The 20,105-nt window shown below is 68.0% G+C and carries 18 protein-coding genes; 8 read left to right on the forward strand and 10 right to left on the reverse strand.

The genetic code is table 11. The annotated features are described in order from the left end of the window. Positions 1 to 27: 27 nt before the first annotated feature. From rlmN to surE, 8 genes are all read right to left on the reverse strand, one after another. The gene (gene rlmN, locus AC5I49_RS05935; protein WP_017404144.1) at positions 28 to 1,152 is read right to left on the reverse strand and encodes a dual-specificity RNA methyltransferase RlmN; all 1,125 of its coding nucleotides are present in this window, start codon (positions 1,150 to 1,152) and stop codon (positions 28 to 30) included. Positions 1,153 to 1,244: 92 nt separating this feature from the next. Continuing rightward, positions 1,245 to 1,670: a nucleoside-diphosphate kinase gene (gene ndk / locus AC5I49_RS05940; RefSeq protein WP_016447563.1), complete on the reverse strand. Its 426-nt coding sequence runs from the start codon at positions 1,668 to 1,670 to the stop codon at positions 1,245 to 1,247. A 124-nt stretch (positions 1,671 to 1,794) separates the two neighbouring features. After that, positions 1,795 to 3,192, reverse strand: a complete 1,398-nt coding sequence (locus AC5I49_RS05945) for a pseudouridine synthase (RefSeq protein ID WP_495788980.1) — start codon at positions 3,190 to 3,192, stop codon at positions 1,795 to 1,797. Then, positions 3,189 to 4,106 (reverse strand): SMC-Scp complex subunit ScpB, encoded by a 918-nt coding sequence (gene scpB / locus AC5I49_RS05950; RefSeq protein WP_495788981.1) that lies wholly within the window; start codon positions 4,104 to 4,106, stop codon positions 3,189 to 3,191. The genes AC5I49_RS05945 and scpB overlap by 4 nt, the downstream gene beginning before the upstream one ends. Positions 4,107 to 4,216: 110 nt before the next feature. After that, positions 4,217 to 5,299, reverse strand: coding sequence for an RluA family pseudouridine synthase (locus AC5I49_RS05955; RefSeq protein WP_495788982.1), 1,083 nt, complete (start codon positions 5,297 to 5,299; stop codon positions 4,217 to 4,219). Beyond that, on the reverse strand, positions 5,299 to 6,210 hold the full coding sequence (locus AC5I49_RS05960) for a peptidoglycan DD-metalloendopeptidase family protein (RefSeq protein ID WP_016447567.1): 912 nt from the start codon (positions 6,208 to 6,210) through the stop codon (positions 5,299 to 5,301). Before AC5I49_RS05960 ends, AC5I49_RS05955 begins: the two co-directional genes overlap by 1 nt. 13 nt (positions 6,211 to 6,223) lie before the next feature. After that, positions 6,224 to 7,012: a protein-L-isoaspartate(D-aspartate) O-methyltransferase gene (locus AC5I49_RS05965; protein WP_495788983.1), complete on the reverse strand. Its 789-nt coding sequence runs from the start codon at positions 7,010 to 7,012 to the stop codon at positions 6,224 to 6,226. Further along, positions 7,009 to 7,812 carry a 5'/3'-nucleotidase SurE gene (gene surE / locus AC5I49_RS05970; RefSeq protein ID WP_016447569.1) on the reverse strand — a complete coding sequence of 268 codons (804 nt, stop codon included), beginning with the start codon at positions 7,810 to 7,812 and terminating at the stop codon, positions 7,009 to 7,011. Before surE ends, AC5I49_RS05965 begins: the two co-directional genes overlap by 4 nt. Before the next feature lie 117 nt (positions 7,813 to 7,929). On the opposite strand from surE, the gene AC5I49_RS05975 reads away from it, so the two are divergent. The 5 genes from AC5I49_RS05975 to AC5I49_RS05995 all read left to right on the forward strand — a co-directional run bounded on the left by AC5I49_RS05975 (position 7,930) and on the right by AC5I49_RS05995 (position 15,266). Further along, positions 7,930 to 8,910 (forward strand): NADPH:quinone oxidoreductase family protein, encoded by a 981-nt coding sequence (locus AC5I49_RS05975; protein WP_016447570.1) that lies wholly within the window; start codon positions 7,930 to 7,932, stop codon positions 8,908 to 8,910. A gap of 58 nt (positions 8,911 to 8,968) precedes the next feature. Further along, the gene (locus AC5I49_RS05980) at positions 8,969 to 10,567 is read left to right on the forward strand and encodes a GGDEF domain-containing protein (protein WP_495788984.1); all 1,599 of its coding nucleotides are present in this window, start codon (positions 8,969 to 8,971) and stop codon (positions 10,565 to 10,567) included. Positions 10,568 to 10,627: 60 nt separating this feature from the next. After that, positions 10,628 to 12,262: an alkaline phosphatase D family protein gene (locus tag AC5I49_RS05985; RefSeq protein ID WP_046984216.1), complete on the forward strand. Its 1,635-nt coding sequence runs from the start codon at positions 10,628 to 10,630 to the stop codon at positions 12,260 to 12,262. Positions 12,263 to 12,399: 137 nt separating this feature from the next. After that, positions 12,400 to 13,629 carry a sodium/glutamate symporter gene (gene gltS, locus AC5I49_RS05990; protein ID WP_016447573.1) on the forward strand — a complete coding sequence of 410 codons (1,230 nt, stop codon included), beginning with the start codon at positions 12,400 to 12,402 and terminating at the stop codon, positions 13,627 to 13,629. Positions 13,630 to 13,652: 23 nt separating this feature from the next. Next, positions 13,653 to 15,266 (forward strand): phospholipase D family protein, encoded by a 1,614-nt coding sequence (locus AC5I49_RS05995; protein WP_016447574.1) that lies wholly within the window; start codon positions 13,653 to 13,655, stop codon positions 15,264 to 15,266. Positions 15,267 to 15,282: 16 nt separating this feature from the next. Here the strand turns inward: AC5I49_RS05995 and AC5I49_RS06000 are convergent, their stop codons facing one another. After that, positions 15,283 to 16,605, reverse strand: coding sequence for an NAD(P)/FAD-dependent oxidoreductase (locus AC5I49_RS06000; RefSeq protein ID WP_046986655.1), 1,323 nt, complete (start codon positions 16,603 to 16,605; stop codon positions 15,283 to 15,285). Between the two features lie 397 nt (positions 16,606 to 17,002). Here AC5I49_RS06000 and AC5I49_RS06005 point away from each other — a divergent pair, with 397 nt between their 5' ends. Genes AC5I49_RS06005 through AC5I49_RS06015 form a run of 3 tightly spaced genes read left to right on the forward strand, consistent with a single transcriptional unit; the run spans position 17,003 to position 18,419 of the window. Continuing rightward, positions 17,003 to 17,278, forward strand: a complete 276-nt coding sequence (locus AC5I49_RS06005) for a ParD-like family protein (protein ID WP_016447576.1) — start codon at positions 17,003 to 17,005, stop codon at positions 17,276 to 17,278. Beyond that, positions 17,275 to 18,081, forward strand: coding sequence for a type I methionyl aminopeptidase (gene map / locus AC5I49_RS06010; RefSeq protein ID WP_203400549.1), 807 nt, complete (start codon positions 17,275 to 17,277; stop codon positions 18,079 to 18,081). Before AC5I49_RS06005 ends, map begins: the two co-directional genes overlap by 4 nt. Before the next feature lie 2 nt (positions 18,082 to 18,083). Further along, positions 18,084 to 18,419 (forward strand): SMR family transporter, encoded by a 336-nt coding sequence (locus tag AC5I49_RS06015; RefSeq protein WP_012206837.1) that lies wholly within the window; start codon positions 18,084 to 18,086, stop codon positions 18,417 to 18,419. 27 nt (positions 18,420 to 18,446) lie between these two features. On the opposite strand, the gene AC5I49_RS06020 is transcribed toward AC5I49_RS06015, so the two are convergent. After that, the gene (locus AC5I49_RS06020) at positions 18,447 to 20,093 is read right to left on the reverse strand and encodes an acyl-CoA synthetase (RefSeq protein ID WP_495788985.1); all 1,647 of its coding nucleotides are present in this window, start codon (positions 20,091 to 20,093) and stop codon (positions 18,447 to 18,449) included. Between the last annotated feature and the right edge of the window lie 12 nt (positions 20,094 to 20,105).

Genomic DNA, 20,105 nt, shown 5'->3' on the forward strand with positions numbered 1-20,105 from the left:
AACTGTCCCTTTGTTCCGTAGGTCCTCTCAAGGCATCTGCTTGAGAACAATGGTGCGCTGCTTTGCCATGCGCTCGGCAGCGCGCGTGCGGTCCTTGACATCGCCAGCCAGCTGTCCGCAGGCTGCGTCGATGTCGTCGCCACGTGTCTTGCGCACCGTGGTCACAATGCCGGCATTGCTCAGCAGGCTGGCGAACTCCGTCACCCGCGCTGCAGGTGAACGCAGCAGGCCCGAGGCCGGGAAGGGGTTGAACGGAATCAGGTTGAACTTGCACCAGCTGCGGCCGTCGCCACGTGCGCGGACCAACTCTATCAGTTGGCGCGCATGCTCGGGCTGATCATTGACGCCATCGAGCATGCAATATTCGAACGTGATGAAATCGCGCGGCGCGAACTCCAGGTAGCGCTCGCAGGCATCGAGCAGCTCGTGGATGGGGTACTTGCGGTTCAGCGGCACCAGCGGGTCGCGCAGCTCGTCGTTGGGCGCATGCAGCGACACGGCCATGGCCACGGCGCAGTCCTGCGACAGCCTGTCGATCATCGGGACCACGCCCGACGTGGACACGGTCACGCGGCGGCGCGAGAGGCCGTAGCCATGGTCATCCAGCATCACGCGCAGCGCCGGCACCAGGGCCGTGTAGTTCTGCAGCGGCTCGCCCATGCCCATCATCACCACGTTGGAGATGACGCGCTCGCCGCCCGTGCCCAGGCGCTTGCGCAGCGCATGCTCGGCATACCAGAGCTGGGCCAGGATCTCGCCCGTGCTGAGGTTGCGGCTGAAGCCCTGGTGACCCGTGGAGCAGAAGCGGCAGCCCACGGCACAGCCGGCCTGGGACGACACGCACAGCGTGCCCCGGTCATCTTCGGGAATGAAAACGGATTCGACGGCATTGCCGCCCCCCACGTCGAACAGCCACTTGACCGTTCCATCGGCAGACACATGCTCGGTCAGAACCGGCAGGGCCGTGATGTGGGCACGCGCCTTGAGCTTTTCGCGCAGGGACTTGGCCAGATCGCTCATCTGGTCGAAATCGCTGGCGCCTCGCTGGTGGATCCAGCGGAACAGCTGCGTTGCGCGGAAACGCTTCTCGCCGAGCTGTTCGCAATAAGCGGCCAGTCCGTCGAGATCAAAATCTAGCAAATTGGTATTCATGTCGGCAGGCCGGTGCCACGCCGCTCTCGGCTCTTCCGCGGCAGGCATGGCCTGCACCGGACAGACCATGACGGCCGCGGAAGACGCGGGGATCAGCGCGAGTAGACGTTCATGCCGGGGAAGAAGAATGCCACTTCCACGGCTGCAGTTTCAGCGGCGTCAGAGCCGTGCACGGCGTTGGCGTCGATGCTGTCGGCGAAGTCGGCGCGGATCGTGCCCTTCTCAGCCTTCTTGGGGTCGGTGGCGCCCATCAGTTCACGGTTCTTCAGGATGGCGTTCTCGCCTTCCAGGGCCTGGATCATCACGGGGCCGGAGATCATGAAGTCCACCAGGTCCTTGAAGAAGGGACGCTCCTTGTGGACGCCGTAGAACTGCTCGGCTTCGCCGCGCGACAGGTGCACCATCTTGGCGGCGATGACCTTCAGGCCGGCGGCCTCGAAGCGAGCGTAGATCTGGCCGATCACGTTCTTGGCAACGGCGTCGGGCTTGATGATGGAAAGAGTGCGTTCGATGGCCATTTGAATGGTTCCTAATCAGGGTTACTATGGATTTTTGTCAATTGGACAAAACCGTTGATTCTAGCTGTGCCATCAAAGTCCTTGATGACATGGTGCTGCCAAAGGGGAGGCTGACCGCCGTATTTCAGCGGCGCCCTCCCGGCTTGCGCTTGGCGTTCTGGCGTGCACGCGACAGGCTGTCGGAGCCGATGTAGCCCACCGATGTACGCATCGGATCGGGCTGCTGGCTGCCACCTGTCTTGCCCCGCCCGCCTGCACCGCCCTGCCCTTTGCCCTGGCCGCCGTCCTCCTTGCCACCCTTGGCAGCGGGCTTGGCACGCGGGCCGTCCAGCATGGCATTGGGTGCCGGGCGATTGCCGTCGAAATAGCGGCCGCCGCCTTCGCGGCGGACGGTGTTGCGGTCGGCCGGGCCACCACGGCGGCCTCCGGCCGGAGGCTTGGGTGCAGCAGGCGCACGCGCCTGCATGCCTGCCGCGGAGGCCAGGGACTGGATGTCGGCCTGGTCCAGCTCCACCCAGGCGCCGCGCTTGAGGCCGCGCGGAAGCACCATGGCGCCATAGCGGATGCGGATCAGCCGGCTCACGGCATGGCCCACCGCCTCGAACATGCGGCGCACTTCGCGGTTGCGGCCTTCGGAAATGGTCACGCGGTACCAGCAGTTGGCGCCTTCGCCGCCGCCATCCTCGATGGAGCCGAAGGCGGCCACGCCGTCTTCCAGCTGCACGCCATCGGTCAGGCGCTGCTTTTCTTCCTTGCTGAGCGCGCCCAGCACGCGGGCCGCGTACTCGCGCTCCAGGCCGAAGCGCGGGTGCATCAGGGAGTTGGCCAGCTCGCCCGAGCTGGTGAACAGCAGCAGGCCTTCGGTGTTCAGGTCCAGGCGGCCAACGGACTGCCATTTGCCATGCTGCAGGCGCGGCAGCTTGCGGAACACCGTGGGGCGGTTCTGGGGATCGTCGTGCGTGACGACTTCACCCACGGGCTTGTGGTAGGCGATGACACGCGCCGGCGGCGGATCGATGCGAAAGCGGATGGGCTGGCCGTTGACCTTGATCTGGTCGCCGAACTGGATGCGCTGGCCCACGTGGGCAGGCTCGTTGTTGACCGAGATGCGGCCTTCAAGAATGAGCTGCTCCATTTCAAGGCGCGATCCCAGCCCGGCCTGGGCCAGCACCTTGTGCAGCTTGGGCGAATCGACCTGGGGCAGCAGTACGCGCTTGGCAGGCGCGGCATCGTCGCGCTCTTCGGCGGCGTCGAGCTCGCCCGAGATGACGTCCGCAAAACCGTAGCCTTCGGCAGACCCTGAGTCGCTTGACTCTGATGCATCAGCCGTCACCAGCTCCTGCTCGGTGTCTTCGGCAGGCACAGCCTCGGCGGCCGGGCGCGGCTTGCGCGCAGGCCTGGCGCCAGGCCGGGACTCGGCCTTGGGAGCGCGCGAGCGCGCGGGGCGGGCCTTGCGCTGTGCGCCAGCCTCGTCGGACGCCGGCTGGGCGTCCTGGTCCTTGGAGATATCACTACCCGTCATGGCTTTCCTTCTTCGGCCTGCAGTGCAGCGCCGTCCGTATCCGTTGTGTCTGTCGTATCCGCGGTGTCCGCTTTTTCCGCTGTGTCTGCGGTCTGCGCAGCTTCTGCGGCACTCGCGGCATCTGTCCCATCCGGTGTCTCAGCCTCGCCCGAGGGCGCCTCTGGCAAGAGAGCGGCAAGGGCGTCGTCTTCACCATCCTCGACCAGCTCCGGCAGCTCCGTCTCATCGGCCTGCAACGGCACCTGATCCAGCAATTCCTCGCCCACGTCCTGCGCGCTGATGACCGGCGGCACTTCGTCGGGACCCCAGCCTTCGGTCGGCGGGGCGTCACCGGCTGGCGCACTCTCTTGCACCTCAGGCTCGCCCGACTCCTCCAGCGCCTTGAACAGGCTTTGCTGGGATTCGGGCTCCTCAAGCATGGGCAACTGGTCCAGCGACTGCAGGCCAAGGTCGTCCAGAAACTGGCGCGTGGTGGCAAACAAAGAGGGCCGGCCCACGGTTTCCCGGTGGCCAATCACCTCGATCCAGCCCCGGTCTTCCAGTTGCTTGATCAGCAGGCTGTTGACCGTCACACCACGTATGTCCTCGATATCACCGCGCGTCACCGGCTGACGGTAGGCGATGATGGCCAGCGTCTCCAGGGTCGCACGGGTGTAGCGTGGCGGCTTTTCGGGATGCAGCCGGTCCAGGTACACCCGCATCTCGGGCCGGCTCTGGAAGCGCCACCCGGACGCCACCTGCACCAGCTCCACGCCCTTTTGCGCCCAGTCCTTCTGCAGGTCCAGCAGCAGGTCCTTCAGCGTGTCGGAGCCCAGCACGTCATCGAACAGCGAGCGCAGCTCACGCAGCGTGACAGGCTGCGGCGCGCAGATCAATGCAGTTTCCAGGACCCGCTTGGCATCTACCGTATTCATGGCTCAGCGTCTCGGGAACAAAGGCGCGCGTGCCACCAGGGGTGGCAGCCAGGGTGCGCCGAATCAAAGAAGAGGAAGCAAGCGCTCCACAGATGCCATGCGAGAGATGGTCAGAGGCTTTCGGCGGGATTGTAGCTCAGCCCCCAATTTTCCAGCGCCTGCGCCATGTCGGCGGGCAGCGGCGCATGCAGCACCAGGGCCTGGCCCGTCATGGGATGGGTGAAGGCCAGCCGGAAGGCGTGCAGGGCCTGGCGCGTCATGCCGCCAGCGTCCTTGCCGCCGTAGACGGCATCGGCCACCAGCGGATGACCCAGAGAGGCCATGTGCACGCGGATCTGGTGGGTGCGGCCCGTATGCAGCGTGCAGCGCACCAGGCTGACTTCGTCGTTGCCGGCCAGCAGGTCGATGTCGGTGCGCGCGGTCTTGCCGGCATGCTGGGCCAGGTCGACCACGGCCATGCGCAGGCGGTTGCGCGGATCGCGGCCGATGGGCGCATCGACCTCGCGGTGCTTGCGCGGGCCCCAGGCCTTGTGGGCCAGCGCCAGGTACTGCCGGCTGACATCGCGTGCGGCGATCATGGCCACCAGCGCATCCATGGCGGCGCGGCTGCGCGCCACGACCATGAGGCCGCTGGTGTCCTTGTCCAGGCGGTGGACGATGCCGGCGCGCGGCACCTCGCGCGCCTTGGGGTCGCGCCCCAGCAGGCCGTTGAGCAGGGTTCCCGTCCAGTTGCCGGGCGCCGGGTGCACGACCAGGCCAGCCGGCTTGTTGACGACCAGCAGGTGCTCGTCCTCATGCACCACGTCCAGCGCCATGTCCTCGGGCTGGAAGGCCATGCTCTGCTGCGTGGGCCGCATCTCCAGCACCATGCGGTCGCCGGCCGCGACCTTGGCGGAAGGCTTGCCCAGCACACGCCCGTTGAGGGCGACCGCGCCCTGCGCAAGCAGCTGCTGCAGATAGCTGCGCGAGAACTCGGCCACGCATTCGGCCAGCACCTTGTCGGCGCGCAGGCCGTGCTGGGCGGGCGGCACGGTGATTTCGCGCAGCTCGGCGGCGGCGGCCTCGACCTCGCCACCTTCGGCGTCGGCCTCGTCCTGGTCCTCGACCGATTCCGGCAGCGGTTCGCCGGGCGCAGAAGAAACAAGCCCCTGCGGGGCAGGGGCTTGTCCGGTTTGCCTGGTGCTGCGGCTCATCAGCGCGAAGGCAGGTAGCGCGAAGGATCGACAGGCTTGCCCTGGCGACGCACCTCGAAGTGCAGCTTCACGCGGTCGGCGTCGGTGCTGCCCATCTCGGCAATCTTCTGGCCCTTGCGCACGGTCTGGTCCTCCTTGACCAACAGCGTCTGGTTGTGCGCGTAGGCCGTGAGGTAGGTGTTGTTGTGCTTGAGGATGATCAGGTTGCCATAGCCACGCAGGCCGGCGCCGGCATAGACCACGCGGCCATCGGCAGCGGCCATCACGGGGTCGCCGGCCTTGCCTGCGATGTCATAGCCCTTGTTGCGCGCCTCGTCGAAGCCGGCAATCAGGCTGCCCGAGGCAGGCCAGATGAAGTCCACATCGTCGGCGCCCTTGCCGGCTGCGGGTGCAGGAGCCGGCGCCGGGGTCGGCGCGGGTGCAGGCGTTGCGGTGGAGCTGCCAGACGATGCCGAGGATGCCACGGGCGGCAGCGGCGTTGCCACCACCGGCGAGCCGCTGGGCGTGGAAGAGGAGGACGAGGACGACGACGAAGAACGTGTGCTGCCGCTGTCCGAACTTGCCATGGACGAGCTGGTCGGCGGCACGACGCGAACCACCTGACCGACTTCGATCAGGTTGGGGTTCTCCAGATTGTTCCAGCGCGCGATGTCCTTCCAGCTCTGGCCGGTCTCCAGGCCGATGCGGATCAGCGTGTCACCAGGCTTGATGGTGTAGTAGCCGGGCTTGCCGGCGTTCTCGACGCCGGGCAGCGGCTTGACGGCCGCCGATGGCGAGGAAGAGGTGGAAGTGGAGGTGGATGTTCCGCGGTCCTCCACGGGAGCCCTGTTCACTTGGGATGTGCAGCCTGCCAGAACCATGCCGGCCAGCACCACCGTTCCCCAAGCCCCAAGACTTCGCGATACCAACATAAGTTATTCCCTTCTAGGCGATGCCCGATTTTAGGGGGACAAAGTTCACGGCCTCCAAAATCGATTGCGTAAACCCGTGTGAACTCTTGTCAATCACCAGCAGTGCCTGCTTACCCCCCGTAACCACCATGGGCGCGACAAGCCGCCCGCCCACGGCCAGCTGGTCGCACCAGGCCGAGGGCATGCTCTCGCCGCCGGCGGCCGAGATGATGCCCGCATACGGCGCGCCGCTGCCATAGCCTTCCATGCCGTCTCCAAAGATCAGATGGACATTGGTCAGGCGCCAGGGCCGCAGGTTGCTGCGCGCTTTCTCGTGCAGGCCGCGCAGGCGCTCGATCGAATAGACCTCGCGTGCCACGCGCGCCAGCACGGCCGCCTGGTAGCCGCAGCCGGTGCCGATCTCCAGCACGCGGCCCAGGCCCGACTTCGCGGCATCCGAACCCAGCAGCAGCTCGGTCATGCGGGCGACCACGCTGGGTTTGGAGATCGTCTGGCCCAGACCGATGGGCAGGCTGGTGTCCTCATAGGCCTGGTTGACCAGGGCGCTGTCCACGAAGCGGTGGCGCTCCACCGCTCCCATGGCAGCGAGCACGGCCGGCGACTGGATGCCGGTGGCGGCCAGCCGTTGCACCATGCGCGCGCGCACGGCGGCCGAATCCATGCCGATGCCCGAGGGCTGTTGCGGGGCACGGGCGGCGGCGGTGGCCAGCGCGGAGCGCGCGGGCACCGCGCGCGAGGCCGGCGCAGGGTTCTGCACCGAGCGCGCCACCCACGAGGGAACTCCGGGACGGCGCTCGCTCACGGTTGCACCGCCCCGCCCTGGGCAGGCAGCACGGCCTGACTGGCCGATGCCAGCCTGGCCGCCGTCTGCGCCCAGTAGCCCAGGTTGTCATGGTCGGTCAGGTCCACCTTCAGCGGCGTGACAGACATGTGGCCGTGGGACGTGGCGTGGAAGTCCGTGCCCTCCGAGTCATCCATGGCCGCGCCTGCGCTGCCTATCCAATACATCATTTCGCCGCGCGGGCTCTCCTGGGTGATGACGCGCTCGGCCGCATGGCGGCGGCCCAGCCGGCACAGCTTGAGCGGCTTGAGCGCGGACAGCGGCATGTTGGGAATGTTCACGTTGAGCAGCCAGGGCGACAGGCCGATCAGTTCCTGCGACTGCATGTCCATGACCAGCTGGCGCGCGGCGGCGGCGGCAGCCTCGATCTCGGACCAGCCCTTGTCCACCTGGGAGAAGGCAATGGCGGGAATGCCGAAAAGAAAGCCCTCCATGGCCGCGCCGACGGTGCCCGAATAGATGGTGTCGTCGCCCATGTTGGCGCCGTTGTTGATGCCGGAGACCACCAGGTCGGGCCGGTAGCCCAGCAGGCCGGTCAGGGCGATGTGCACGCAGTCTGCCGGCGTGCCGTTGACATAGCGGAAACCGTTGTGGGCCTGGTGCACGTACAGCGGTGCATTCAGCGTCAGGGCGTTGGACTTGGCACTGTTGTTGTGCTCCGGCGCCACCACCTCGACGTCTGCCACCGTGCGCAGCGCCTCGTACAAGGCCTGGATGCCGGGCGCCTGGTAGCCGTCGTCGTTACAAATGAGAATCTTCATGGATACAGCAGGGATTGCGGGCGATTGTAGGCGGGCGTCTCGTCGCCCGAGGGACAGGAGGCATTCCCGCCACACTCCTATCATCGGCCAGGCATTCAATCACAGGAGACAACCACCATGCACGCTTGGCTTTGCACAACGCCCACGGGCGTCGATCAACTGCAGTGGACGCAGCTGCCCACACCCGCACCGGGCCCTGGACAGGTACTGCTCGAAGTGAAGGCGGCCAGCCTGAACTTTCCCGATCTGCTGATCGTGCAGAACAAGTACCAGATGAAGCCTGAGCTGCCGTTCGTGCCGGGTTCGGAATACGCGGGCGTGGTCCAGGCCGTGGGCGAAGGCGTGAGCCACCTCAGCGTGGGCCAGCGCGTGGCCTGCCTGTCGGGCACCGGGGGCTTTGGCACCCATACGCTGGCACCGGCCGCGCTGTGCATGCCGCTGCCCGATGGATTCAGCTTCGTCGATGCAGCGGCCTTCATCATGACCTATGCCACCTCGCACCATGCGCTGATCGACCGTGGCCAGCTGCGCGAGGGCGAGACCGTGCTGGTGCTGGGCGCGGCAGGCGGCGTGGGCACGGCCGCCATCCAGATCGCCAAGGCGGCAGGCGCACGCGTGATCGCGGCAGCCTCCACTGACGAAAAGTGCGCGCTGTGCAAGGCACAGGGCGCCGATGCCACCATCAACTACAGCCAGGGCGACCTGCGCGCGGCCATCAAGGAGGCCACCGACGGCAAGGGCCCCGACGTGGTCTACGACCCCGTGGGCGGCGACTTCGCCGAGCCTGCCTTCCGCTCCATCGCCTGGCGCGGCCGCTATCTGATCGTGGGCTTTGCCGCAGGCCCCATCCCGGCCCTGCCGCTGAACCTGCCGCTGCTCAAGGGCGCATCGCTGGTGGGTGTCTTCTGGGGCGAGTTCTCCCGGCGCGAGCCCAAGGCCAACGCGGCCATGATGCAGGAGCTGGCCCAGTGGTACGGCCAGGGAAAGATCAAGCCCGTGATCGACCGCACCATGCCCATGGCTGAGCTGCACGCGGCCTACGCACGCATGGGATCGCGCCAGGTCCAGGGCAAGCTGGTCATGGTCAACGAGCAGTGAACCGGGCGCCGGCCATGCCACACTGGAGGGCATTGCATTCTGAAACAACTGCCCACCCATGGCCGAGCGCTCCGCTTCCGAACTGGCACGCGAAACCCTGCGGCAACTGGCGCTGAACCGCCTGCCGCCCACCCCGGAAAACTACACCCGCCTCTATGAGCAGGCAGCCGGCGAACCCGGCCCCGCCAGCTTTCCCCAGGGGCCGCTGCGCCACGTCCATGCGCTTTTGCCTGCGCAGACGCCCGGACAGAAGCGCCTGCGCGACCAGTTGGGCGCCGCCATAGAACGCAGCGACTGGCAGGGCCTGCAGCAGGTCATCACCGCCTATGCCAACGCGGCCCTGCAGCCGCCAACCCATGAGGCCAGGCCCGTGGAATTGCCCGTGCCGCCGCCCCTGCAGGCTTTGCCCGAGGATCTGACGCAGCAGCTGGCGCGGCGCTTCGAGGCCTTCTTTGCGCTGCTGAACACCCAGGAAGCCAAGACCCGGCAACTGCATCAGCAGCTCATGGAACAGCTGCAGGCACCGCCCGTGGACGCCAAGGCCCTGGCGCGGCGCCTGCATGACCAGCACTACCAGCTGTCGTTCTCCATTGCCGACCAGCTCCAGGTCCTGCAGTTGGTGCAGGAGCTGCTGCAGACCCTGATCCAGCATCTGGCCCAGGACCCCACGCACGGCAGCTGGCTGGTGCCGCAGCTCACGGCCATCGAGCAGGCCATCACGCCGCCGCTGTCACCCGCGCCCCTGGTGGATGCGCGGCGCGAGCTGCAGACCGTGATCCACCGGCGCATGCAGCTGCAGGACGGCATGGCCGCCGCGCAGCAGGCGCTCAAGGACATGCTGGGCGGCTTCGTCCAGCATCTGGCAAAGATCACGAGCAGCAACGAAACACTGGGCGCCCGCATGGAGGAAGCCGCGCGCCAGCTGGACGGCATCCAGCGCCTGGAGGATGCCGCCCCGCTGCTGCAACAGGTGCTGGAGGCCACCCGCACCATGGCCGCCGGCAGCCGCGTGGCCCAGGAAGAGCTGCAATCGCTGCGCAGCCATGTCGATGCCTGCGAGGCGCGCATGGAGGCCCTGCAGCAGGAACTGGACGAGGCGGCGCGCCGTGCACGCCACGATCCGCTGACCGGCCAGCTCAACCGCCTGGGCGTGAGCGAGGCGCTGGACCGCGAGGTGGCGCGCGCCCAGCGCCATGGCCAGCCGCTGAGCGTTGCCCTGCTCGACATGGACGGCATGCAGGCCCTCAATGCCGAGCTGGGGCATGCCATGGGCGATGCCGCCCTCATCCATGTGGCCCAGCTGGCACGCCAGGGACTGCGTCCCGAGGACGTGGTGGGCCGATACGAGGGCCAGGCCTTCGTGCTGCTGCTGCCCCAGACACCGGAGACTGCGGGCGCCCAGGCGCTGCAGCGCCTGCTGCAGTTGCTGGAGCAGACGCCTTTGCCAGCCTCTTCGCAGACGCCAGGCCAGCCGGCCCCCCGGCCATTGAGCTTCAGTGCGGGCGTGGCCCAGCTGCAAAGCCACGAAAACGGCATGGACGTGCTGCGCCGCGCGGATACCGCCATGCTGCAGGCCAAGGAGCGCGGCAAGCACAGCATTGCCACGGCATCAGGCGCACAATGGCAGCCAGTTGGAAATGCAGGCGCCGGCCTTTGATCCACCGAGGCCACGCTCCGTATCTCCCCGCTTTCTTGCGCCACCTGCCCCCGAACCGCCATGCCCCTGCCCTTCAGCGCCCCCGTCCCTGCACCGCGGCGCCAGTTTCTGGTCGCAGCGGGCCTGGCCACGGCGCTGGGCCAGTTGCCTGCCTGGGCCCGCCTGGGCGAGCGGCCTGCGCACAACCCCTTCACGCTGGGCGTGGCCAGCGGCGACCCCGAACCCGACAACGTGCTGCTGTGGACGCGGCTCACACCGCCGCTTGCACAGCTGGGCGAGACCGACACCACGGCCATGCCTGCGCTCAAGATCCGCTGGGAGCTGGCGCACGACCCGCTGTTCCGCCAGATCGTGCGCAGCGGCGAGGCCATGGCCCAGCCCGAATGGGGCCACGGCGTGCATGTGCAGGTGGGAGGGCTGGCGCCTGACCGCTGGTACCACTACCGCTTCATGCTGGGCCAGGCCGTGAGCAGCACGGGCCGCTGCCGCACGGCGCCCGCGCCCGGCAGCCTGCCCCAGCGGCTGCGCCTGGCCTATGCCTCCTGCCAGCGCTGGGAGCACGGCTACTACGCAGCCTGGCGACAGGTGGTGCAGGACGCGCCGGACCTGGTGCTCTTCCTGGGCGACTACATCTACGAGTACGCCACGCCCGCCATGACGCTGGGCCTGGCCCGCACCCACAACCTGCGGGCCGCGCAAAGCCTGCAGGATTACCGGGACCGCTACGCCCTGCACAAGAGCGACCCGCTGCTGCAGGCAGCGCACGCCATGTGCAACTGGTCCGTGGGCTGGGACGACCATGAGGTGGAGAACAACTACGCCGGCGACCAGGGCCAGGGCGATGCCGGGCGCTTCCTGGCCCGGCGCATGGCTGCCTGGCAGGCCTTCTACGAGAACATGCCGCTGCGCGCCAGCGCGCTGACCGGCGCGGGCGCCCAGCATGGCGGCGGCGGGCTGCAGCTGTACCGCAGCCTGCAGTGGGGCCGGCTGGCCCGGCTGCATTTTCTGGACGGCCGCCAGTACCGCAGCGCCCAGGCCTGCCGCGCCGAGGGAGCGGCAGACAAGGGCAGCGTGCGCCCTGCGCAATGCGCAGCCCTGTCGGATACGGCGCGCAGCTTCCTGGGCTGGACGCAGGAGCAGTGGCTGTACCGCCAGCTGGCCGAAGATGCCCGCCAGCATGCAAGCGAGGGGCCGCGCTGGAGCATCCTGGCCCAGCCCACCCTGGTGTCCGCGCACCGGCCGCCCTCGGGATCGCAGGCCACGGACAGCTGGGACGGCTACCCTGCAGCGCGCCAGCGCCTGGTGCGCCACCTCACGCCGGGCGCCCAGCCCACGCCGCGCAACAGCGTGCTGCTGGGCGGCGACCTGCACCAGAACTATGTCTGTGCCGTGCACGCAGACCCCGAGGCCGCGCCCGAGCGGCGCAATCCCGTGGTGGCCAGCGAGTTCTGCAGCACCTCCATCACCTCGCGCAGCGGCACCACCCAGGCCAAGGTCGATGCCATCGTCGACCACAACCCTCAGGTGCTGTACGCACGCTGCGAGGAACGCGGCTACGGGCTGGCCGACATCACGCCCGAGCGCTGGACCAGCGAGCTGCGCGCCGTGGCCAACCCGATGCGAGCCGACAGCCGCATCTACACGCTGGCCCGCTTCACCGTCGAGGACAGGCGGCCCGGCCCCGTAGCCAGCTGACAGGGCACTGACGCAGGGCACGACCAAAGGGCACTTTCAGCAGGCCTGGCAATCAGTGGCTATCCTGACATCGCCCCCCGGCATGCCGCCTATCGTATGGTGCGCTGCCTTGCCCCGCCCACCGGAACACGGAAGCCATGCACCTGACTTTCAGCGCCTACTACACCCTGATCTTCGCCGCCCTCGTCCTTTTGCTGGGCAAATGGCTGGTACGGCACCTGCGCCTGCTGCGCGAATTCAACATCCCCGAGCCCGTGGCCGGCGGCCTGGTCGTGGCCGTCGCCCTGTTCGTGCTCAACCAGACCCTGGGCTGCACCTTCAGCTTCAGCAGCGAGCTGCAGATGGCCTTCATGCTGGTGTTTTTCTCGTCCATCGGGCTGAGCGCCAATTTCGCCAAGCTGCGCGAAGGCGGCCGTTCGCTGCTGCTGTTCCTGGCCGTGGTCGCCGTCTTCATCAGCCTGCAGGATCTGGTCGGCGTGAGCCTGGCCAAGATGCTCGGGCTCGATCCGCTGTTCGGGCTGATCGCAGGCTCCGTCACCCTGACGGGCGGCCATGGCACGGCAGGTGCCTGGGGCCAGGTTTTCGAGCGCGAATACGGCATCCAGGGCGCGGTCACCCTGGGCATTGCCTGTGCCACCTTCGGACTGGTGATCGGCGGCCTGATCGGCGGCCCGCTGGCCAAGGCCCTGATCACGCGCCGCAGGCTTGCCGTGCATGACCCCGCAGCCGCCCCCGAAAAACAGCCCCCGCTGGGCGAAAGCGCAAGCCACGGCGGCTTCGAGAACCCCGAGCAGACGCGCCTGATCACCACCAGCGCGGCCATAGAAACACTGGCCCTGTTCGCGGGCTGCCTGGGCTTTGCCGAGTTCATGACGCAGTTCACCGCCGGCACCCTGTTCTCCCTGCCCACCTTCGTCTGGGCGCTGGCCGGTGGCGTCCTGATCCGCAACACGCTGGACTATGTCTTTCACTTCCAGGTATTCGACCGGGCCATCGACGTCTTCGGCAATGCCTCGCTGTCCATCTACCTGGCCATGGCCCTGCTGTCGCTCAAGCTGTGGGAGCTGGCGGGGCTGGCGGCGCCGCTGATGGTGATCCTGGCGGCCCAGACGCTGGTCATGGGCCTGTATGCCGCGCTGGTGACCTTCCGCATCATGGGCAGCAACTACGATGCAGCCGTGCTGGCCGCCGGCCACTGCGGTTTCGGCATGGGTGCCACGCCCACGGCCGTGGCCAATATGCAGGCCATCACCAACCAGTACGGCCCATCGCACAAGGCCTTTCTCATCGTCCCTATGGTGGGCGCCTTCTTCGTCGACATCGTCAATGCCACCGTGATCCAGCTGTTCATACGCTGGCTGCACTGACCACTACGAACACCGAACGCACCATGCCCCTGCTGCGCCGTGCCCTTGCCGCCACCCAGGCGCTCGTCCTGACCCTGCTGCTGGCAGGCTGCAGCCTGCCGCCCCTGGCCGGCCGCAGCGAATCCACGGCACTGCCGCCCGAGGCCGCCCAGGCCACGCTGCTGGGCCAGGCGCTGGCACCGCTGCTGGACCAGCATCCGGGGCTCACCGCAATCCACGCGCTGTCCGACGCACGCAATGCCTACGCCGCGCGCGCCCTGCTGGCCCGCGTGGCACAGCGCACGCTGGATGTGCAGTACTACATCTGGCGCGGCGACACCACGGGCCATCTGCTGCTCGACGAACTGCGCCGCGCCGCCGACCGGGGCGTGCGCGTTCGCCTGCTGCTGGACGACGGCGGCACGGCAGGACTGGACACCCAGCTCGGCGCCCTGGACCAGCATCCGCAGATCGAGGTGCGGCTGTTCAACCCCTTTGCCCAGCGCACGCCCAAGGCGCTGGGCTATGTCACGGATTTCTCGCGCACCCAGCGGCGCATGCACAACAAGAGCTTCACGGCCGACAGCCAGGCCAGCATCGTGGGCGGACGCAACATAGGCGACGAGTACTTCGCGGCCACCGACGGCGTGCTGTTCGCCGACCTGGACGTGGTGGCCATGGGGCCGGTGGTGGCCGACATTTCACATGCTTTCGACCAGTACTGGGCCAGCGCGTCGGCCTATCCCGCGGCCAGCCTGCTGCCGCCGCTGCCCGACTATGCGGTGGCGCGCGCCTACGAGGCCCTGGCCACCGAAGTGCAGCGCCCCGAAGCCCAGGCCTATGTGCGCGCCGTGGCGCAAAGCCCGTTCACGCGCGAGCTGCTGGCCGGCCGCCTGCCACTGCAATGGGCCCGCGCCACCCTGGTCAGCGACGACCCGGCCAAGGTGCTGGGCCAGGTGCCCAAGGAGGGCCTGCTGATCACCCAGCTGACCCCGGCCATCGGCCAGCCACAGCGCCAGCTGGACCTGGTCTCACCCTACTTCGTGCCCACCGAGGCTGGCGTGCGCGCCCTGGCCGGCCTGCGCCGCCAGGGCATTGCCGTGCGCGTGCTCACCAACAGCCTGGAGGCGACCGACGTGGCCGTGGTCCATGCCGGCTATGCCCGCTACCGGCGCCCGCTGATCGAGGAAGGCGTGCAGCTGTACGAGCTGCGCCGGCAGATCGGCAGGCAGGACGACGAACCCAGCCCAGGCCCGCGTTCGCCCGCAGCGGCATCGGCAGGGAAAGCGGGGGTGGGCTCAGGCAGCCGCCCCGGCAGCTCGGGCTCAAGCCTGCATGCGAAGACTTTTGCGGTCGATGGCGAGCGCATCTTCGTGGGCTCGTTCAACTTCGACCCGCGCTCGGCCCACCTCAACACCGAGATGGGCCTGCTGATCGACAGCCCCGAGATGGCTTCGCAGATGAGCCGCATGCTTGACCAGAGCCTGCCGTCCGCCGCCTACCACGTGCAGATCGATGCACAGGGCCGCCTGAGCTGGACCACGGAAAGCGGCACGCCGCCTGCGCCACTCACCACCACCACCGAGCCCGGCAGCAGTGCATTCAAGAGCCTGATGCTGCGCGTGCTGGGCTGGCTGCCCATCGAGGGGCTGCTTTGATGCCGGGCCCGGCCGCTCAGTCCAGCCGGATCGACGGGCGCAGGCGCGAATTCATCAAATCGATCAGCCACAGCAGCCCGCCGCGCCAAAAGCCGTAGATGCGGGCCTGGTGCGAGCGGTACAGCATGATGTGGCTCAGCATGGCCATGCGCCCGCGGATCACGCCGCCGTTGAACAGGCCGAATTTGCCCAGCGATCCATAGGCGTCGTAGTGGGCCAGCGACACCAGGGCGCCAAAGTCGCGGTAGGCAAAGCCTTCGGGACGGAAACCCGGCTCCTTCAGCAAGCGCGGCAGCGTCTCCACCAGATAGCGGGCCTGCTGGTGCGCCACCTGGGCGGTGGGCGGCAGCGGCACGCTGGCCCCGGGCAGGGTGAAGCTGGCGCAATCCCCCACGGCGTAGACATGGGGGTCGCTGGTCTGCAACTGGCCGTTGACCTTGAGCTGGTTGCCTTGCGTGGTCTCCAGTCCCAGCTGCGCCAGGAAGGCCGGGGCCTTCACGCCCGCTGCCCAGACGCGCAGGCCTGCGGGGACGAACTCGCCGCTGGCCAGCACGAACCCCTCTTCGCTGGCCGACTGCACGCGGCCGTTGACGATCACCGAAACGCCCAGGGCCTGCAGCCGCAGGCGCGTGGCTTCGGAAATCTCTTCAGGAAAACCGGGCAGCAGGCGCGGCCCGGCCTCGATCAGCACGATGCCGAAGCGCGCGGCCTCGCCCAGCGCGCCGTAGGCCCGGGCGCTCTCGGCCAGCTGCACCAGCTCGGCCGCCAGCTCCACGCCCGTGGCGCCGCCGCCCACGATGGCCACGCGCAGCTGCTCGCCGCTGGTCATGCAGCGCACCATGCGCAGGCGGATCTCGCTGTTGAAGGCATCGGCCTTGCGGCGCGAGTCGATCATGAAGCAGTGCTCGTCCACGCCCGGCGTGCCGAAATCATTGGCGCCGCTGCCCACGGCGATCACCAGCCTGTCGTAGGCAATGCGCCGGCCCGGCACGATCTCGCGGCCATCGGGCGCCTCGATGGGGGCCAGCAGCACCTCGCGGGCCTCGCGGTCCAGGCCGCACATTTCGCCGGGCTGGTAGGCAAAGCTGGCGTCGCTGGCCTGGGCCAGGTAGGTGGTCTGCTGCTGGGCCAGGTCGCGCGTGCCGGCCGCAATGGTGTGCAGCATGGGCTTCCAGACATGGGCCGAATCGCTGTCCACCAGGGTCACCGAGCCGATGGCGTCCGTGCGTCCCTTGCCCAGCGCCGTGGCAATCTCCAGCCCCGCCACGCCACCGCCCACGACGACGATGCGCGCCCCGCCCGATGCCGTTGCCGAACCCGCTTCTTGTTCCTTGCCCATTGCTGCTCCCTGCCGGAAGGCCCGGCCGGCCGCACCATGCGCCGGCTTGCAGGACATTCGCTTCCAGACAGTCTTGATTCTTGTCAGTTTGGGTAGCAGGCGACTTGCTAGGGGTAAGCCCTAGATCTGCAACAGATATCTGATAGAAGACCGCCGATCACACCGAGCAGGGTCTTGTACAGGACCGCGCCGCAGGAAAAACATCACCTCTGTCGGATGGCCAGCCGGACCTGATCATTGCGCTATCAACACAAGAGCATCCGCCCCGTCCGTCACGCAGCATCGCCGACGACATGACGGCCTGCATCTGCAGGCATGCACGAATGCCCCGCTGCCGGGCCCGCGATTTGCGATTGTCAATATACGAAACGTATATTCCCCGTATGATCGCCACCCCATGGGAATCGTCAAAATATCCGACCAATTGCACGACCAGATCCGCCTGTCCAGCGCGGCCCTGGGTCGATCCATCAACGCCCAGGCCGAGCATTGGCTGCGTGTCGGCCAGCTGGCCGAACACCATCCCCATCTCGACTACGCAGGCATCTGCGCCCTGCTGCTGCAAGAGGCCGCGGCCACGCTGAAGCTGGGCGAGCCCGAAGCGGCGCCGGCTCCCGCCGATACGGCAGCACGCCGCCCGCGCCCCGTGCGCCTGTCGGAAGGCCTGCAATGAGGGGCGCCAAGCTGCGCAGCGTTCCGCTGCACGATGCCCTCGATATCGGGCAATCACGCAAGGCCGGTGGCCTGGCCGCCCGCGTCCTGCAGATGCTGGTGCCCCACGTGCAGCCAGGCGTCAGCACCGAGCACCTGGACAGGCTCTGCCATGACTTCATCGTCGACGAACTGCGCTGCGTGCCCACCAACGTGGGCTACCACGGCTTTCCGAAGACGGTCTGCACCTCGCCCAACCACGTGGTCTGCCACGGCATCCCCGACGCCCGTCAGATCCTGCGCGAGGGCGACATCCTCAATGTCGATGTGGCCGTGACCACGCCCGAGGGCTGGATCGGCGACACCAGCCGCATGTACTACGTGGGCCAGCCCTCCAACCAGGCGCGCCGCCTGGTGGAGACCACCTACGAGGCCCTGCTGGCCGGTATCCGCGCCGTGCGCCCCGGCGCCACGCTGGGCGACATCGGCCATGCCATCCAGACCGTGGCCCAGCGCGAGCGCTTCAGCGTGGTGCGCGAGTACTGCGGCCACGGCATCAGCAAGGTCTACCACGACGACCCCCAGGTGCTGCACTACGGCCAGCCCGGCCAGGGCATGGTGCTGGAGGCCGGCATGATCTTCACCATCGAGCCCATGCTCAACGCCGGCAAGGCTGCCACGCGCGAACTGGCCGACGGCTGGACGGTGATCACCAACGACAAGTCGCTGTCCGCCCAGTGGGAGCACATGGTGGTGGTGACCGACACGGGCTTCGACGTGCTCACGCGCTGGCCCGAGGGCACGGGCAACTACGCGGCCATCTGAGCATGGCGTCCAACTACCTATACCTGGGCCTGGCCATCGTCGCTGAGGTGGCGGCCACCTCCTGCCTCAAGCAGTCCGAAGGCTTCACGCGGCTGTGGCCCAGCGTGGTCACGGTCCTGGGCTACGCGCTGGCCTTCTACTTCCTGTCGCTGACGCTGCGCACGGTGCCCACGGGCGTGGCCTATGCGATCTGGTCGGGCGCGGGCATCGTGCTGATCTCCCTGGTCGGATGGCTCTGGCAGGGCCAGACGCTGGACCTGCCCGCGCTGGCGGGCATGGGCCTGATCGTGGCGGGCGTGCTGGTCATCCAGCTGTTTTCCAAGACGGCCGGACACTGAGCCGCTGCCCGCGCTGCGGCCTGGCCCTCAGCCCGTGATGGCCTGGACCGACCCGGCCTGGCGGCGCAGCTCGAACTTCTGGATCTTGCCCGTGCTGGTCTTGGGCAACTCGCCAAAGACCACGGCACGCGGCACCTTGTAGCCGGCCAGGTGCTTCTTGCAGTGGGCCACGATGTCTTCGGCCGTGGTCTGCGCGCCGGCCTTCAGCTCGATGAAGGCGCAGGGCGTCTCGCCCCACTTGGGATCGGGCTTGGCCACCACGGCGGCGGCCAGCACGGCCGGGTGGCGGTAGAGCACGTCCTCGACCTCGATGGACGAGATGTTCTCCCCGCCCGAGATGATGATGTCCTTGCTGCGGTCCTTGATCTGTATATAGCCGTCCGGATGCTGCACGGCCAGGTCGCCCGTGTGGAACCAGCCGCCGCGGAAGGCCTCGTCCGTGGCCTGCGGGTTCTTCAAGTAGCCCTTCATGGCGATGTTGCCCTGGAACATGATCTCGCCCATGGTCTGGCCGTCATGGGGCACGGGTTCCATGGTCTCCGGATCGAGCACGCTGGCCGAGCGCTGCAGGTGGTAGCGCACGCCCTGGCGGGAATTGAGGCGCGCGCGTTCGCCGATGTCCAGCCCATCCCAGGCTGCGTGCTTGGCGCAGACCGTGGCCGGGCCATAGACCTCGGTCAGGCCGTAGACATGGGTGATGTCGAAGCCCAGCTGCTCCATGCCCTCGATCATCGACGCCGGCGGCGCCGCGCCCGCCACCATGGCCTTGACCCCGGCGGGCACTCCCTCCTTCATGGCGGCCGGCGCATTGACCAGCAGGCCGTGCACGATGGGCGCGCCGCAGTAATGCGTGACGCCGTGGTTGCGGATGGCGTCGAAGATGGCCTGCGCCTCCACCCTGCGCAGGCAGACATTGACCCCCGCCCGTGCCGCCACCGTCCACGGAAAGCACCAGCCGTTGCAATGGAACATGGGCAAGGTCCACAGGTAGACGGCGTGCTTGGGCATGTCCCACTCCAGCACATTGCTGATGGCATTGATGGCCGCCCCCCGGTGGTGGTAGACCACGCCCTTGGGGTTGCCCGTGGTGCCGCTGGTGTAGTTCAGCGCAATGGCGTCCCACTCGTCGGCGGGCAGCTGCCAGTCGAAACCGGCATCGCCGCCGGCCACGAAATCGTCGTAGTCCAGGCTGCCCACCTGCTCGGCGGCCGGGCCGTACAGCGCGTCCTCGACCTGGATCACCAGCAGCGGCGCGCTGCGCTGGCGCAGCTTCAGCGCCTTGGCCACCACGCCCGTGAACTCCGGGTCCACGATCAGCACCTTGGCCTCGCCGTGATCCAGCATGAAGGCGATGGTTTCCGCATCCAGCCGCGTGTTCAGCGCATTGAGCACGGCCCCCGCCATGGGCACGCCGAAATGCGCCTCCACCATGGGCGGCGTATTGGGCAGCATCACGGCCACGGTGTCGTTCTTGCCCACGCCCGCCTTGTGCAGGCTGCTGGCCAGCTGGCGGCAGCGCGCATAGGTCTCGCCCCAGTGGCGGCGCAGCGTGCCGTGGACCACGGCCAGCCGATCGGGATAGACCTCGGCCGTGCGGGCGATGAAGCCCAAGGGGCTGAGCGGCGCATGGTTGGCGCTGTTGCGGTCCAGGTGCTGGTCGTAAATGTGGGTCATCGTGGTCTCCGG

Source organism: Delftia sp., from assembly GCF_059499305.1.